The sequence below is a fragment of the Mycobacterium sp. URHB0044 genome (genome assembly GCF_000620625.1).
GTDB lineage: Bacteria > Actinomycetota > Actinomycetes > Mycobacteriales > Mycobacteriaceae > Mycobacterium.
This window is the reverse complement of record NZ_JIAW01000011.1, coordinates 42,697-57,358: the sequence shown is the minus strand read 5'-3', so window position 1 is coordinate 57,358 and position 14,662 is coordinate 42,697. Positions and strand designations below refer to the sequence as shown.

General features: G+C 68.1%; 14 protein-coding genes. 2 read left to right on the top strand and 12 right to left on the bottom strand.

Annotated elements, in window-relative coordinates; genetic code table 11:
- Positions 1 to 317: 317 nt before the first annotated feature.
- From N536_RS0121665 to mutA, 4 genes are read right to left on the bottom strand one after another with little or no spacing between them, the layout of a single operon-like run.
- Positions 318 to 1,586: a serine hydrolase domain-containing protein gene (locus tag N536_RS0121665; protein ID WP_029115530.1), complete on the bottom strand. Its 1,269-nt coding sequence runs from the start codon at positions 1,584 to 1,586 to the stop codon at positions 318 to 320.
- 56 nt (positions 1,587 to 1,642) lie between these two features.
- Complete coding sequence (gene meaB / locus N536_RS0121660) at positions 1,643 to 2,620, bottom strand: methylmalonyl Co-A mutase-associated GTPase MeaB (RefSeq protein ID WP_029115529.1); 978 nt, start codon at positions 2,618 to 2,620, stop codon at positions 1,643 to 1,645.
- A gap of 39 nt (positions 2,621 to 2,659) precedes the next feature.
- A complete protein-coding gene (scpA, locus tag N536_RS0121655) occupies positions 2,660 to 4,885 on the bottom strand; it encodes a methylmalonyl-CoA mutase (protein WP_029115528.1) in 2,226 nt (741 codons plus the stop codon).
- A gap of 1 nt (position 4,886) precedes the next feature.
- Entirely contained in the window at positions 4,887 to 6,761 is a 1,875-nt protein-coding gene (mutA, locus tag N536_RS0121650) for a methylmalonyl-CoA mutase small subunit (protein ID WP_197040204.1), read from the bottom strand.
- A 137-nt stretch (positions 6,762 to 6,898) separates the two neighbouring features.
- Between mutA and N536_RS0121645 the strand changes: the two genes are divergently transcribed.
- Positions 6,899 to 7,642, top strand: a complete 744-nt coding sequence (locus N536_RS0121645; protein ID WP_029115526.1) for a TVP38/TMEM64 family protein — start codon at positions 6,899 to 6,901, stop codon at positions 7,640 to 7,642.
- Here the strand turns inward: N536_RS0121645 and N536_RS0121640 are convergent.
- From N536_RS0121640 to N536_RS0121630, 3 genes are read right to left on the bottom strand one after another with little or no spacing between them, the layout of a single operon-like run.
- Positions 7,632 to 7,991 (bottom strand): DoxX family protein, encoded by a 360-nt coding sequence (locus N536_RS0121640; RefSeq protein ID WP_029115525.1) that lies wholly within the window; start codon positions 7,989 to 7,991, stop codon positions 7,632 to 7,634. The two genes, N536_RS0121645 and N536_RS0121640, sit on opposite strands and share 11 nt — an antisense overlap.
- Positions 7,988 to 9,199 (bottom strand): SPFH domain-containing protein, encoded by a 1,212-nt coding sequence (locus tag N536_RS0121635; RefSeq protein WP_029115524.1) that lies wholly within the window; start codon positions 9,197 to 9,199, stop codon positions 7,988 to 7,990. The genes N536_RS0121640 and N536_RS0121635 overlap by 4 nt, the downstream gene beginning before the upstream one ends.
- Positions 9,200 to 9,211: 12 nt before the next feature.
- Positions 9,212 to 9,640, bottom strand: coding sequence for an NfeD family protein (locus N536_RS0121630; protein ID WP_029115523.1), 429 nt, complete (start codon positions 9,638 to 9,640; stop codon positions 9,212 to 9,214).
- A gap of 59 nt (positions 9,641 to 9,699) precedes the next feature.
- Here N536_RS0121630 and N536_RS0121625 point away from each other — a divergent pair, with 59 nt between their 5' ends.
- Positions 9,700 to 10,560 (top strand): hypothetical protein, encoded by an 861-nt coding sequence (locus N536_RS0121625; RefSeq protein ID WP_029115522.1) that lies wholly within the window; start codon positions 9,700 to 9,702, stop codon positions 10,558 to 10,560.
- On the opposite strand, the gene N536_RS0121620 is transcribed toward N536_RS0121625, so the two are convergent.
- The 5 genes from N536_RS0121620 to N536_RS0121600 all read right to left on the bottom strand — a co-directional run bounded on the left by N536_RS0121620 (position 10,557) and on the right by N536_RS0121600 (position 14,596).
- Positions 10,557 to 10,778: a hypothetical protein gene (locus N536_RS0121620; protein ID WP_029115521.1), complete on the bottom strand. Its 222-nt coding sequence runs from the start codon at positions 10,776 to 10,778 to the stop codon at positions 10,557 to 10,559. The genes N536_RS0121625 and N536_RS0121620 overlap by 4 nt on opposite strands.
- A gap of 62 nt (positions 10,779 to 10,840) precedes the next feature.
- The gene (locus tag N536_RS0121615) at positions 10,841 to 11,899 is read right to left on the bottom strand and encodes a ferrochelatase (RefSeq protein ID WP_029115520.1); all 1,059 of its coding nucleotides are present in this window, start codon (positions 11,897 to 11,899) and stop codon (positions 10,841 to 10,843) included.
- Between the two features lie 7 nt (positions 11,900 to 11,906).
- The gene (gene inhA, locus N536_RS0121610) at positions 11,907 to 12,716 is read right to left on the bottom strand and encodes an NADH-dependent enoyl-ACP reductase InhA (RefSeq protein WP_029115519.1); all 810 of its coding nucleotides are present in this window, start codon (positions 12,714 to 12,716) and stop codon (positions 11,907 to 11,909) included.
- A 49-nt stretch (positions 12,717 to 12,765) separates the two neighbouring features.
- Positions 12,766 to 13,482, bottom strand: coding sequence for a 3-oxoacyl-ACP reductase FabG1 (gene fabG1, locus N536_RS0121605; RefSeq protein ID WP_051574672.1), 717 nt, complete (start codon positions 13,480 to 13,482; stop codon positions 12,766 to 12,768).
- Positions 13,483 to 13,588: 106 nt separating this feature from the next.
- Positions 13,589 to 14,596, bottom strand: coding sequence for a VWA domain-containing protein (locus tag N536_RS0121600; protein ID WP_029115517.1), 1,008 nt, complete (start codon positions 14,594 to 14,596; stop codon positions 13,589 to 13,591).
- Positions 14,597 to 14,662: the final 66 nt, after the last annotated feature.

Sequence of the window (14,662 nt, the reverse complement as noted above, 5' to 3'; positions counted from 1 at the left end):
TATTGACGCAGGCAAACACCCGTTGCGAGGTCCCCGAAAGGAGGACATATCCACAAAGAGCGGCAGGTGTGGCGACGTGCCAATATCGCCCGGACCCAGCAGCCCGCGTTATTGGCAACAATCGTCGCAATAACGACGGGGCTCACTCAGATCACACTGGCAACATTTCGGGCCAACGCGGCGCCAAGCGCGCTGAATCGATGAGCAGCAGCGCCCGCGATCGATGAAAACGCCTCCGCCACAAGCAATTAACGTAGACAACACACGTTGTCCGCATTATGTTCGGAATGCAGCTGACCCCGGGTAATCCAGCGACGTCACACCGCTTCGGTCGCAAGCGCGGTGAAGGGCGAGCCAAAGTCGGGCACCGGCGTGAAGCCGTGTTTGCGGGCCTGAGCCACACCGCGGCGGATCAGGGCTGCCGTCGCCACGAAACCGGCCTGATCGCTGACCACCATCGGCGTCAATAATCGGTTGTGCACGAATCCGAACGCCAAACCGGTGGCGGGGTCGGCCCAGCCCAGCGAGCCGCCCAGACCCACGTGCCCGAACCCGGGCATGATGCCTGGCAGCGGGAGGCCGTGATAACCCAGGTTGAACGACAGCGGCATCAAGATGCTGCCGTCGGGGTGCAGGCTGGGTCTGCTGATGAGCCGGGCGACGAGTTCAGCCGACAGGAACTGCTTTCCGTCCATCGTGCCGCCGTTGGCGATGGCCCCGTACATGCGGGCCAGGCCCCGGGCGGTCGCCACGCCATTGGCCGCTGGCAGTTCGGTGTCGAGCAGCGGTAAGTCACCCTGCACGGTGGCCTTCATGCCAGGGAAGTACAGCGAGCCGAAGCCCCCCGAGAACGGAAGGGCAGCCAGGTGCGGAGCCACCAGGTTGAAGAGGGGATTCTGCAACCTGCTCTGCGGCCCGATGATCTGGGCCGGTTGCGTCGGCCCCCCGACCGGCGGGCGACCAAGGTGCAGGCCGTCGGTGTCGAGCGGTTCGGCGAGTTCGGTGCGGATCAACTCCCGCATGCCGCAGCCGGTGACGGCGCGGGCCAGGCCCGCCATCAGCCATCCGTAGGTCAGCGCGTGGTAGGCGGGTCTCCCCCGCAGCCATCCCATGGCGGCGGCCGCCATGCGCTCCTCCATCAGGAGGTGGTCCATCAGGTCCGCCTTGGTCGCGCGATTCAGCTGCGACAGGCCCGCCCGATGTCGCATCAGGTCGCGCACGGTGACCGCCGACTTGCCGTTGGCGGCGAAGGCCGGCCAGTAGTCGGCGACTGCGGCGTCGTAGTCGATCAACCCCCGGTCGACGAGCCGGTGGATGACGGTCGATGCCATGCCCTTGGTCGCCGAGAACACCACGGTTCCGGTGTCGGCGGTCCAGTGTGTGGTGCCACGGCGGTCCGACCATCCGGTCCACACGTCGACGACCGGTACGCCGTCGAGGTACACGGTCAACGCGCCGCCGCCGAACCTACGGCCGGGAAAGAGTTGAGAGAACGCGCGCACGGCGCAGCCGAAATTCGGGTCCGCGGCGCCTTGGACGCCGTGCGGGAGCGCTACGCTGCGCTCCCGAGCCGTAGCTGGGGTCACATACTGAATTTACCTGGAACCGCGGCTAACAAAACTTCTGTTATCTATCTGTTAAATCAACCCGCGTCGGCGGCGTCGAGAATCTCCTGCGCAGCAAGCGCCGGAGTGAGCTCGCCATCGCGCACCCGTCGCTCCACGTCCGCCCGGATCCGGCGCACGTCGGGGTGTGACAGGATGCGGTCGAGCACCGTGTCGCGAACCATCGACCACGTCCAATCGACCTGTTGGGCACGTCGTTTCGCCTCGAACTCCCCCGCGTCCTTCAGGACGTCGCGGTGCTTGAGCACCGTGTCCCATAGTTCGGTGAGTCCGTCGCCGGTCAAGGCGCTCATCGTGAGAACCGGTGGGCGCCAAAGTGTTTCGCGCGGATAGATCAGTCGGATGGCGCCGGATAGTTCCCGCGCGGCGGCCTTGGCCTCGACCGCGTGCGCACCATCGGCCTTGTTGACCACCACGACGTCGGCCAGCTCGAGCACGCCCTTCTTGATGCCTTGCAACTGATCACCGGTGCGCGCCAGAGTCAGGAACACGAACGTGTCGACCATGTTGGCAACCGTCACCTCGGATTGGCCCACCCCCACCGTCTCGACCAGGATCACGTCGTAACCGGCAGCCTCCAGCAAAACAATCGTCTCGCGGGTGGCCCTGGCGACGCCACCGAGGGCGCCCGACGTCGGCGAGGGCCGGATGTAGGCATCCGCGTGTATGGCCAGCTGAGCCATCCGGGTCTTGTCCCCGAGGATCGACCCGCCGGTCCTGGTGGACGACGGGTCCACGGCCAGCACCGCAACCCGGTGCCCCTGCTCGATCAGATACATGCCGAGCGCTTCGATCGTCGTGGACTTACCGACGCCGGGAACCCCCGTAATGCCGACGTGCAGGGCATTGCCTGCATCGGGCATCAGCTCCAGCAGCAGGTGTTGCGCCTGGTCGCGGTGATCGGCACGGGTCGACTCCACCAACGTGATCGCCCGCGCGAGCGCGGCGCGGTCCCGGTTGCGGACCGCCGCCGCGAGATCCGCCACGGAGGACATTTCCCCGGTCGCTCCGCTCCTGCCCGCCGAGGAGGCCATCTAGCCGATGTCGTAACCGAGGCGCTCGGCGAGCTTCTCCAACAGGCCGATCGCGGCGTCGGCGATCACCGTGCCTGGCGGGAAGATCGCCGTCGCACCGGCGGCGTACAACTCGTCGAAGTCGCCCGGCGGGATCACGCCGCCGACGACGACCATGATGTCCGGCCTGCCCGCCTCGGCGAGCGCGTCGCGCAGTGCGGGCACCAAGGTCAAGTGCCCAGCAGCCAGGGACGACACTCCCACCACGTGGACGTCGTTGTCGGCGGCCTGGCGGGCGACCTCGTCGGGCGTGGAGAACAACGAACCTACGTCGACGTCGAAGCCGATGTCGGCGAACGCCGTGGCGATCACCTTCTGGCCGCGGTCGTGGCCGTCCTGCCCCATCTTGGCCACCAGGATGCGGGGCCGGCGGCCGTCCGCCTCGGCGAACTTCTCGACCAGTTCGGTTGCGGTACTCACGTTGCTCACCTTGCCCACCTCGTCGCGGTAGACGCCTGCGATGGTCCGGATCTCCGCCTGATGACGTCCCCACACCTTCTCGAGCGCATCGGAGATCTCGCCAAGCGAGGCCTTGGCGCGCGCGGCGTCGATGGCCAGGGCCAGGAGGTTGCCTTCTCCTCCGGAGGCAGCCGCCGAGAGTGCCGCCAATGCCGCCTCGACTGCCCCGGAGTCCCGATCGGCGCGCAACTGCTCGAGCTTGGCGATCTGCTCGGCGCGCACCCGGCTGTTCTCGACCTTGCGCACCTCGATCTCGTGGTCCTCGTCCACCTGGTACTTGTTGACGCCGATCACCGTCTGCGCGCCCGAGTCGATGCGGGCCTGGGTGCGCGCCGCGGCCTCCTCGATCCGCAGCTTCGGGATGCCGTCGCCGATGGCCTGCGCCATCCCACCGTGCTCGGCGACCTCGCGGATGTGCGCGCGGGCCTTCTCGGCGAGCTGGTGGGTCAGCCACTCCACGTAGTACGAGCCGCCCCACGGGTCGATGGGCCGGGTGGTCCCGGATTCCTGCTGCAGCAGCAACTGCGTGTTGCGTGCGATGCGTGCGGAGAAGTCGGTGGGCAGCGCCAGCGCCTCGTCGAGGGCGTTGGTGTGCAGTGACTGGGTGTGGCCCTGGGTTGCGGCCATGGCCTCGATGCAGGTTCTCGCGACGTTGTTGAACGGGTCCTGCGCGGTCAGCGACCAGCCCGACGTCTGCGAATGGGTGCGCAGTGACAGCGACTTGTCGCTCTTGGGCTGGAATTCCGAGACCAGTTCGCTCCACAGCAGCCGGCCGGCACGAAGCTTGGCGACCTCCATGAAGAAGTTCATCCCGATGCCCCAGAAGAACGACAGTCGCGGCGCGAACTTGTCGATGTCCAGGCCCGCGGCGAGGCCGGCCTTGATGTATTCGACGCCGTCGGCCAGCGTGTACGCCAGCTCCAAATCGGCTGTGGCACCGGCCTCTTGGATGTGGTAGCCGGAGATGGAGATCGAGTTGAACTTCGGCATCTTGGTGCTGGTGTAACCGAAGATGTCGGAGATGATCCGCATCGACGCCTGCGGAGGATAGATGTAGGTGTTGCGGACCATGAACTCCTTGAGGATGTCGTTCTGAATGGTCCCGGCCAGCTTCTCCGGCGGTACGCCCTGCTCCTCGGCGGCCACCACGTAGAGCGCGAGGATCGGCAGCACCGCACCGTTCATCGTCATCGACACCGACACCGTCGACAGGTCGATGCCGTCGAACAGCTGGCGCATGTCGAGAATGGAATCGATTGCGACACCGGCCATTCCGACGTCACCGGCCACCCGTGGGTGGTCGGAGTCGTAGCCGCGGTGGGTGGCGAGGTCGAACGCCACCGAGAGACCCTTCTGCCCCGCCGCGAGGTTGCGCCGGTAGAACGCGTTGGACTCGGCTGCCGTGGAGAAGCCCGCGTACTGGCGAATGGTCCACGGCTGGTTGACGTACATGGTCGGATATGGCCCGCGAATGAACGGCGGCTCGCCAGGAAAGCTGTCGAGCGGATAGCCGGCCGCTACGGCGGCGTCACGGTCGGCTTGCACGTACACCGGCTTCACGTCGATGCCCTCGGGCGTGACCCAGTCCAATTGATCGGGGGTGTAGCCGTGCGCGGCAGCGGCGGCCGCGACGTGGTCGGCGACGGCGGCCTCGGTCGCCGGCTGGCCCGCGCCCTCGCCGTGCAGCGGAACGTCGGCGAAGCTGCCGATTCCTGTTGTTGCAGTCACCTCAGGCCCCCAATCGGGTGAGCATGGTCGACAGCGCGGCGACGGCGTCGATCTTGGCGGTCAGGTACTCGTCGGGCAGGTGCGCGGCGTCGGCACCGGAACCGTCCAGCGCCTTCTGCGGGCCGGCCAGGTACACGTGCGAAACACCTGCGGAGCGGGCGGCTGCCACCACGTCGGCGACGTCGCTGGCGTACCGCGCGTCGGTGCCGCAGATCACCGCGGCCACCGGGTTGCCCGCCGCCGACACGGCCTCGCGCACGCCTGCGGCGTCGACGGTTCCGGGATTGACGGTCTCGACGCCGCCGGACGCCAGCAGGTTCGCCGCGAACGTGGTCCGAATGTTGTGCTCGGCGAGCGGTCCGAGCGGCAGCAGCAGGGCTTTCGGCCGTTCGCCCGTGGACGCGAGGTGGGCGTCGGACCGGTCCCGCAGCGCCTCGAAGCCGGCCGCGTATCGAGCCACGCCACCGGTTTCGGTACGGGCGGGCAGCGGTGTCTCGGCCAAGTTCGGGTACTCGTTGACGCCGGTGAGTGCCGTGCGCCGGTGGGCAATGTCGTCGCTTCGACGGTCGCGGACCTGCTCGATCTGAGCGACGACGTAGTCGCGGGCGTCCACGAAGCCACCGCGCGACTCGACGTCCTGGAAGTGCTTCCACGCCTCCTCGGCGAGGCGGCGGGTCAGATCCTCGACGTGCCAAGAACCTCCGCCGGGATCGAGGACGCGACCGACGTGCGATTCCTCGAGGAGCAGCAGTTGGGTGTTGCGAGCGATCCGGCGCGCGAAACTCGGTGCGATACCGGGCAATCCACCTGGGATCGCAGTGTCGAACGGCTGCACGAACACGGTATCGGCGCCCCCGACGCCGGCCGCGAAGGCGGCGAGCGTGGTGCGCAACATGTTCACCCACGGGTCGCGCTGAGCCATCATCGGCGCCGACGTCACGGCATGCAGGGTGGCGGCGCCGGCTTCGGGCTCGCCAAGCACTTCGGCCACCCGGGCCCAGAGTTGGCGCGCCGCCCGCAGTTTGGCGATCGTCATGAACTGGTCGTCGTCGGCGGCGTACCGGAAGCTCAACTGCCGCAGGGCATCGGCGACCGACACCCCTGCCTCGCCGAGGACCCGCAGATAGCTGGTTCCCGCAGCAACGGCGCCGGCGAGTTCCCACGATGCGCTCGCGCCGAGATCGTGGAAGGCGGGACCGTCGACGGTGACGGCGCGCACGCCGCCGTCGTACGCGACGGCCTTGACCGCGGTGCCGACCACCTCGTCGAGCGACGGTGCCGCGCGTCGGCTCAGCGGTGCGGTCAGCGGGTCCGCACCCAGATCGACCGACAGCCTGGCGCGCCGGTCGCCGTCGAGGTCGGTGATCAACGCCAGCACGGCGTCGGCCGCGGCGACGTAGTCGGCGCCCGCGTCGATCAGGACGGGCACGAGTTCGAGGAAGACGCCTTCGAGCAACTGGTCGAGCTCCGCTGCCGATGCGGCACCGGGACCCACCCGCAGCACCAGCGCGCTGGTGCCCTCGGTGAGTGCGGACAACACCGCGCCGTTGCCGTCGGCCACCGAGACCTGCCCGGGCAAGGGGAAGGCCTCGGCGACCCTCCACCCCGACTTCACGTCACGCAGCGCGTCGCCGCCGCGGACGAAGGGCCACTTGCCCGGTAGTGGCGGTTCCGGCAATGCGTCGAGCGCGGTGTAGAGGGGGCGGATCGGGAAGCCCTCGTACGTGGCCGAGTCGAGGAGCCGCTCGGGCTCCGCACCCAGTTCCGCCGGATCCTTGCGGCTGCCCTTGGCCAGCACGCCCGCCACGGCGGATCGCCAGCGCGCGTGATCCGACTCGGTGACACTGGTACTGGACCCCTGTACGGACACCGGCATCTCCTGTTGTCGCAGCGTGTGACTCAACACCTGCCCATCAGGCTAAATGATCGCGATCACGCGATTGACCGCCGGGCAGGCGACGCGCGTGCGCGTGGACGGGTGCCAGCCAGCAACGGCCCGTACCCTTGATAGACGTGAAGCCCGTCGTCAGCACCGTGCGCGCAGTATGCGGCGCCATCGTGACGACCGCGGCGCAAGTCCCCCGGCGACGGGTGGTGATGCTGGCAACCGCGATTGTGATTCTCGTCGCAGTCGCCGTGTTGGTGCCGCTACCCACTGCCGTGCAGCTCCGCGACTGGGCAACCTCGGTCGGCCCGTGGTTCCCGTTGGCCTTCCTGGCTGCCCACATCGTGGTGACGGTGTTCCCCTTCCCGAGGACCGCGTTCACGCTGGCCGCCGGGCTGTTGTTCGGGCCGCTCCTCGGCGTCGCGATCGGCGTCGTCGCCAGCACCACCAGCGCGATCATCGCCCTGCTCCTGGTGCGCGCGGCGGGTTGGCAGCTCAGCCGCCTGGTCAAGCATCCGCGGATCGACGTGCTCGACGCGCGCCTGCGGGCGCGTGGTTGGCCCGCGATCCTGTCGATGCGGATGATTCCGGCGGTGCCGTTCTCGGTGCTCAACTACGCCGCGGGCGCGTCCGCCGTGCGCGTGCTGCCGTACGCGCTGGCGTCGTTCTTCGGCTTGCTGCCGGGTACCGCGGCCGTTGTCATCCTCGGCGATGCACTCACCGGCAACGTCAGCCCGCTGCTGTTCCTGGTGTCGCTGTGCACGGCGAGCCTCGGCGTCGCAGGGATGGTCTACGAGATCCGCACCCACCGCAAGCACCACCGAGAGCACGCCGGCGAACAAACCGCCACCGAACCGGCCGTCACTCCCTGACCGACGGCCCCTTCACCGCCATTGCGCCATAGATCGCCAGCAAGGTGGTCGCGGCCGCCGCGTTGCGACCGAAATCGCGGGCGCGGACATGTGCTCCCACGGCGAGCACGAAATACACCGTCAGCATGAACGTGGTCAGGCGGGCAAGCGCCGGATACCGCCACACCGACACCAGCCCGACCGCGGACGCTGCCTTGATGACCGTGAAGATCCAGCGATGCCGCGCCGGAAAGCCGACGTCGTCGAGGCACTCCGTCACCGTCCGGACCGGTACGGCGCAGAGCGCGGCGTCGCCGGCCTGTCCGACCGCCAGCAGCGTGTACGTCCTGCTATCGGTCAGCAAGCTCACTGACCGGGGGCGCCGTGCCGCGGCGGCTGCGAGTAATCGGGTGTGGGCGGCTGCTCCTGCTGCGACAGCGGCAGGTACTGCGGTGGCGGGTCGATGGTTCCCTGCACGGGTGCCCGGGCCTCGGCCACCGCAGCAGCGACCGCCTGCGCGATCTCGGGATCGGTCTGCGTGTTGAACCACTCGGCCACCTCGGCCGAATCGTCTTCCGGCTTGGGCAGGTCGCCGTCCACCGGCGACGGGGTGTACCGGAACACGCCGTCCTCGCCGGGGGCACCCAACATCTTGGTGAATCCCTGCAGCGCGGAGCCGAAGTCGCTCGGCACGATCCACACCTTGTTCGCCTCACCCTTCGCCATCAGCGGCAAGGTCTGCAGGTACTGGTAGGCGAGCATCTCCGGGGTGGGCCTGCCTGCCTTGATGGCGGCGAACGTCTTCTCGATGGCCTTGGCCTGACCCTGCGCCTGCAGGTACTGGGCGGCGCGTTCACCCTGAGCGCGCAGCATCCTGGACTGACGGTCGGCCTCGGCCGCCAGGATCGCGGCCTGCTTGGCGCCTTCGGCGGCGAGGATCTGGGCCTGCTTCTGACCTTCGGCCTGCTTGATCGACGCCTCGCGGTTGCCCTCGGCGGTCAGGATCATGGCGCGCTTCTCCCGGTCGGCGCGCATCTGCTTCTCCATCGAGTCCTGGATCGACGGCGGCGGATCGATGCTGCGGAGTTCGACGCGCGCCACGCGCAGACCCCAGCGCCCGGTCGCCTCGTCGAGCACGCCGCGAAGCTGGCCGTTGATCTGGTCGCGCGACGTCAGCGTCTGCTCCAGCGTCATGCCGCCCACCACGTTGCGCAACGTGGTGGTGGTCAGCTGCTCGACGCCGACGATGTAGTTGCTGATCTGGTAGACCGCGGCCTGCGGGTTGGTGACCTGGAAGTAGACGACGGTGTCGATGTTGACCGTCAGGTTGTCCTCGGTGATCACCGGCTGCGGCGGGAACGACACCACCCGCTCGCGCAGGTCGACGCGCGCGCGGATCTTGTCGACGAACGGCAGCAGCAGTGTCAGCTGACCCGACACGGTCTTGCTGTAGCGGCCCAGCCGCTCGATCACCGCGGCCTCGGCCTGCGGGATCAGTGCAACCGACTTGGCGACGACGATGACGGCGAACAGCACCAGCACCGCCACCAGAATCAGACCGGCGATGGCACCATCCATGGGGGTTCCTTCCTAGGCCTTGAATACGACGGCGGTGGCGCCGTCGATGCGCATGACGGTCACGTGATCGCCAGCTTCGTACACATCGTTGTCGTTGAGCGGCCGCGCCGTCCAGACTTCTCCGTCGAGCTTCACCTGGCCTTCGTGGCGGGCCACCTTGTCCAACACCAACGCGCTCTTGCCTTCCAGTGCCTTCGCGGGTTCGAGTAGCCCCGGACCGGAAGCCAACCGACGCCGCAGCGCGGGCCGCACCAACAGCAGAAGCATGATCGAAACCACCAGGAATACGACGCCGTCGACCACGTAGTTGTCGACGAGCAGGCTCGAGGCTACGGCCGCCAGCGCGCCGCCGCTGAGCATTAGCAGGAAGAGGTCACCGGTCAACGCCTCGGCACCGGCGAGCCCGAGCGCTGCGATGAGCCAGATCAACCAGACGGGCATGCGCGCAGCCTATCGCGTGCCGGGCCTCTCGAGCCGTCAACAACTACACTGCGTGCATCATGTGGTGTCCAAGTGTTTCGCTGTCGGTGTGGGCCAACGCCTGGCTCGCCGGCCTCGCCGCGCCCGACGACGTTCTGGACGCGCTGTCACTGTGGGCGCCAAGACATTCCGTGACCGCGTACGACTCCGTCGCCGCAGGTCGAACGGGGCTGCCGTGGCCCGACCTCACCAATGCCGGCGGCGTGTCGATGCTGCAGACGCTGCGCACGGCGTCGGGCCCCGCAACCGGCGAACCCGCCATCACGGTGGTGTTGCCGGTGCCCGGCGACGTGCGCGGCCTGGTGGCCGGCAGCCCGTTCCAGACGGACGCACTGACGGCCGGTGAGGCGATCATCGTCTCGCGCATGGGCTCGGAGGCAGTGGGACTCGTTCCCGAATACGAGTACGACGACGGCTACCAGGACGACGACGACTCCGACTACGACCCCGAGATCCGCGCCCTGTCCTGGACGGTGTACTCCCTGCCCGGCATGCCCATCGCCGAGCACATCGACCTCGGCGAGGCCGAGTACGAACTACGGTCGGCGGTTCGCGCTGCGGCCAACGCGCTCGGCACGCTGCGCGCCGGCATGACGGGCGCCGACGTCGCCGATCCGCGCGGGCTCGTCGAGCAGGTGCTCGAGGCGGGGCGCCTTCACCAACTGCCCGAGCACTCGCCGGAACGGGCAGTCCGGGTGCTGGAGAACGCTGCCCACGTCGACGCGATCATCACGGTCAGTTCCGGGCTGATGCCGATCGGGCTGCAGTCGTCCTCGGAGATGCAGATCGCCAACGAAGCGTTGCGCCCATTGAACGGCGTGGTCCGGCAGGCGCGGATTGCCGCCGTCGGCGCGATCCTGCACTCGGCCTGGCGCCGCTAAACCGCCAGTACGGCCGCAAGGACGGCCACGATCAGCACCATCGCGACGGCCCCGATGATCCACGGCAGCTTGCTCTTCCGCGATGCGTCACCGTCCGGGCCGTGCGGTGCGAAACCGGGCTGAAGGTAGTCCGGCAGGGGGCCGCCGTAATCGGCTTGCCGCGCAGGCTCTGGCTGACCCTGACCGTAGGGGGATCCATCCCCGTAACCTGGCTGCACTCCGCCTACCCCCTGACTCGCGGCGCCGGTGAATCGACGCTATCACGGGTTTTCGGGATGCCTCAGCGGCTCTTTTCCATCGGCGCGCCGCCCGGCGCAACACACCAGGGCGACAGCCCGCACGGCTGGCCGTCGACGTCATATCCGCAGCCGGGCACCGGGTCTGGCCCGCTGACCCGAGCCGGTTCGGCGTCCGTGCGCAGCTCGTCGATCAGGTCGGCGACCAGCCGTGCGAACCGTGGGTCGGCGTTCGGCGTGGTCGCCCGCGCGAAGGCGATCCCGGCCCGTTCGGCCTGCAGGCGCAGTTCCTCATCGAGGTCCCACACCACCTCGATGTGGTCGGCGACGAAGCCGATCGGACTTACGATCACCGCCTTGGTGCCCGCCGCCGCGAGAGCCGAGAGGTGGTCACCGACATCGGGTTCCAGCCACGGTATGCGCGGCGGACCGGAGCGCGACTGCCACACCTGGTCGTAGTCGGAATAGCCGGCGGCCGCCGCGACCAGCCGCGCCGCATAGGCGACCTGCCGGCTGTACAGCCTGGGGCCCTGCCGATCGTCGGCCGCGATCGGCACGGAATGCGCGGTGAACACCAACCGGGCCTCGCCGCGCAGCTCGGCAGGCAACGACGCCGCCGCGGCCGCGATGCCATCGGCGAACATCTCGACGAAGAGCGGATGGTCGAAGTACTGCCGCAACTTGATCAACTCCGGCGCGCCCTCCCCTGCCGCTGCGCGGCCACGGGCGATGTCCTCGACGTACTGAGTGCAACTCGAATATCCACCCCAGGCCGACGTGGCGAACACTGCGGCACGGTGAATCCCGTTGTCCCGCATCTGCACAACGGCGTCTTCGACGTAGGGCTCCCAGTTGCGATTGCCGAAGTAGATCGGCACGTCGGCGCCGCGGCGGTCGAGTTCGGTCCGCAACGCGTCGATCAGCGCACGGTTGATGCCGTTGATCGGCGACACTCCACCGAAGTGCAGGTAGTGCTCGGCGACGTCGTCGAGGCGTTCCGGCGGGATATTGCGGCCCCGAGTGACGTTCTCCAAGAAGGGACGCACCTGCTCGGGGCCCTCGGGGCCGCCGAACGATAGCACCAGGACGGCATCGAAGTCCATCGACGGGTCAGAGCAATTGCGTGCTGGCGCCGCCGTCGGCGTAGATCACCGTGCCGGTCGTGGCGGGCAGCCAGTCGGACAGCAGGGCACACACCGTCTTCGCCACGGGCGTGGGGTCCTTCATGTTCCAGCCGACGGGAGCACGCTGATCCCAGCCCTCCTCGAGCAGCCGCATCTGATCGCCCGCCTCGGCGCCCAGCGCGCCGCCGACGATGGCGCTCATCGCCAGCGTCCGGATCGGCCCGGCGGCAACGAGATTCGACCGCACGCCGAACGGTCCCGCTTCGCGCGCCACGAACCGGTTGACCGATTCCAGCGCACTCTTGGCGACGGTCATCCAGTTGTAGGCAGGCATCGCCCTGGTCGGGTCGAAGTCCATGCCGACGATGCTGCCGCCGCGGTTCAGCACCGGCAGCGTCGCCTTCGCCAGCGAGGCGTACGAGTACGCCGAGATGTGAATGCCCTTCGCGACGTCCTCGTAGGGCGCGTCGAAGAACGGGTTGATGCCCATGCCGGTCTGCGGCATGAAGCCGATCGAGTGCACGACGCCGTCGAGCTTGTTGCCCTCGCCGATCACCTCGGTGATGCGACCGGCGAGGCTGTCGAGGTGCTCGGTGTTCTGCACGTCGAGTTCCAACAGCGGTGCCGGGTTGGGCAGCCGGTCGGCGATGCGCTGGATCAGCTTCATCCGGTCGAATCCGGTGAGCACCAGTTCGGCGCCCGCCTCCTGCGCGACCTTGGCGATGTGGAACGCGATCGACGAGTCGGTGATGATGCCCGTGACGAGGATGCGCTTGCCCTCGAGAAACCCTGTCATTGTCTTGACTCCTTCATGGGGAAGTGTTGAAGATCCGAAGCGCGCGGGCTCAGTGGCCCATGCCCATGCCGCCGTCGACCGGGATCACCGCGCCCGCGATGTAGCTGGCATCCTCGGATGCCAGGAAGCTGACCGCGCCTGCGACCTCCTCGGCGGTGCCGACGCGCTTGGCCGGGATGAACTCCAGCGCGCCCTCCTGGATGCGTTCATCCAAGGACCTGGTCATTTCGGTGTCGATGTAGCCGGGGGCCACGACGTTGGCGGTGACGTTGGCCTTGGACAGCTCGCGTGAAATCGAGCGGGCCATGCCGATGAGCCCGGCCTTGGCGGCGGCGTAGTTCGACTGGTTGCCGATGCCCCACATTCCCGAGACCGAGCCGATGAAGATGATGCGGCCGAAGCGCTTGCGCTGCATGCTGCGCGAGGCCCGCTGGGCCACCCGGAACGCACCGGTGAGGTTCGCGTTGATGACGTTCTCGAAGCGCTCCTCGGTCATCCGGATCAGGAACGCATCCTGGGAAATGCCGGCGTTGGACACCAGCACCTCGACGGCGCCCTGGTGCTCTTCGACTTCCTTGAACGCGCGGTCGACGGCCTCGCTGTCGGTGACGTCGCAGACGACACCGAAAAGACCGTCGGGCGCACCCGATCCGCGGTGCGTGACCGCGACCTTGTGACCGTCTGCGGCGAGGCGCTGAGCGATGGCGAGTCCGATGCCGCGGTTGCCGCCGGTGACCAGCACGGAGCGCGATACGAATTCGGGCATGTCCGCCAACCTATCGCCTCGCGGGGGTCCGTCCGAAATCGGCTCCGGAGGGCAGTCCACGCAAGCGCGGCTCCAGCGAGGCGACCCGGGAAATGAGCGGTGCGCCTCAGCCCGGCAGTCGACGGTTGAGCAGCAGCGCCGCCAGCGCCGCTAACGCGAGCACCAGGGCACCCAGCCGCAACCAGCCTGCGCTGGCGTCGCCCTTGGTGGTTTCGTAGCCGATCTGCTCCTGCAGGGTGGTGAAGACCTCCTTCAGCTGCTCCAGGCTCGACGCCGTATAGGCGTTCCCCCCGGACAGCTCGGCGATCTTCTTCAGCATCTCGTCGTCGACGGGCACCGGCTGCCGCTGCTCGTTGATCTCGACGTACCCGTACGGGGTGCCGAACGACACCGTCGAAATCGGCACGCCCTGATCCTTGGCCGTGCGCGCAGCGGTGTACGCGCCCTTCGGATTGTCCGGGTTGGACGGCACCGTCTCCTTGCCGTCCGACATCAGCACGATGCGCGCGGGCGGTGCCTCATCACCGCCGCCGATGACCGCGCCGACCGTCGCGATGGCCTGCAGCGCGGTGAAGATGCCCTCACCCGTGGCGGTGCGGTCGGCCAGTTGCAGCTTGTCGATGGCGGCCTTGGTCGCCACCCGGTTGGTGGTCGGCGCCGTCAGCACCGTTGCGGTACCGGCATACGCGATCAGACCCAGATTGATGCCAGGCGTGAGCTGATCGGCGAACTGCTTGGCCGCCTCCTGCGCGGCGACCAGTCGGCTCGGTGACACGTCGGTGGCGCGCATCGACTGCGACACGTCGATCACCAACATCACCACCGCACGGTTGCGTGGAATCCGGACGTCGTTGGTTGGCCCTGCCATGGCGACCGTCAGCAGTGTCAGCGACAGCACCAACAGGATCGCGGGCAGGTGCCGCCATCGGGTGGGCCGCTTGGGGGCAACGCTCTCCAGCAGCTCCATGTTGGCGAAGCGCAGCATCCGCTTCTGCCGTGCCATCTGCACGACGATGTAGAGGCCCACCACACCGAGCACCACCAGCAGGAACAGGAGGTACCAGGCGTGTTCGAAGCCCGACAACGTCATCGGTCCGAGCAGCGGTAAATTCATGTGCGACTTGTGGTCTCAGCGCTCATCGGTGCCTGTCTACTCTTCGCGCAAGCGCTCATCGGGGCC

Coding starts and splice junctions, on each gene's coding strand:
- N536_RS0121625 (WP_029115522.1), top strand. CDS start 9,700: ATGTGGTGTCCAAGTGTTTCGCTGTCGGTGTGGGCCAACGCCTGGCTC.
- N536_RS0121600 (WP_029115517.1), bottom strand. CDS start 14,596: ATGAATTTACCGCTGCTCGGACCGATGACGTTGTCGGGCTTCGAACAC.
- mutA (WP_197040204.1), bottom strand. CDS start 6,761: ATGCCGGTGTCCGTACAGGGGTCCAGTACCAGTGTCACCGAGTCGGAT.
- inhA (WP_029115519.1), bottom strand. CDS start 12,716: ATGACAGGGTTTCTCGAGGGCAAGCGCATCCTCGTCACGGGCATCATC.
- meaB (WP_029115529.1), bottom strand. CDS start 2,620: ATGTCCTCCGTGGCGGATCTCGCGGCGGCGGTCCGCAACCGGGACCGC.
- fabG1 (WP_051574672.1), bottom strand. CDS start 13,482: ATGCCCGAATTCGTATCGCGCTCCGTGCTGGTCACCGGCGGCAACCGC.
- N536_RS0121635 (WP_029115524.1), bottom strand. CDS start 9,199: ATGGATGGTGCCATCGCCGGTCTGATTCTGGTGGCGGTGCTGGTGCTG.
- N536_RS0121630 (WP_029115523.1), bottom strand. CDS start 9,640: ATGCCCGTCTGGTTGATCTGGCTCATCGCAGCGCTCGGGCTCGCCGGT.
- N536_RS0121615 (WP_029115520.1), bottom strand. CDS start 11,899: ATGGACTTCGATGCCGTCCTGGTGCTATCGTTCGGCGGCCCCGAGGGC.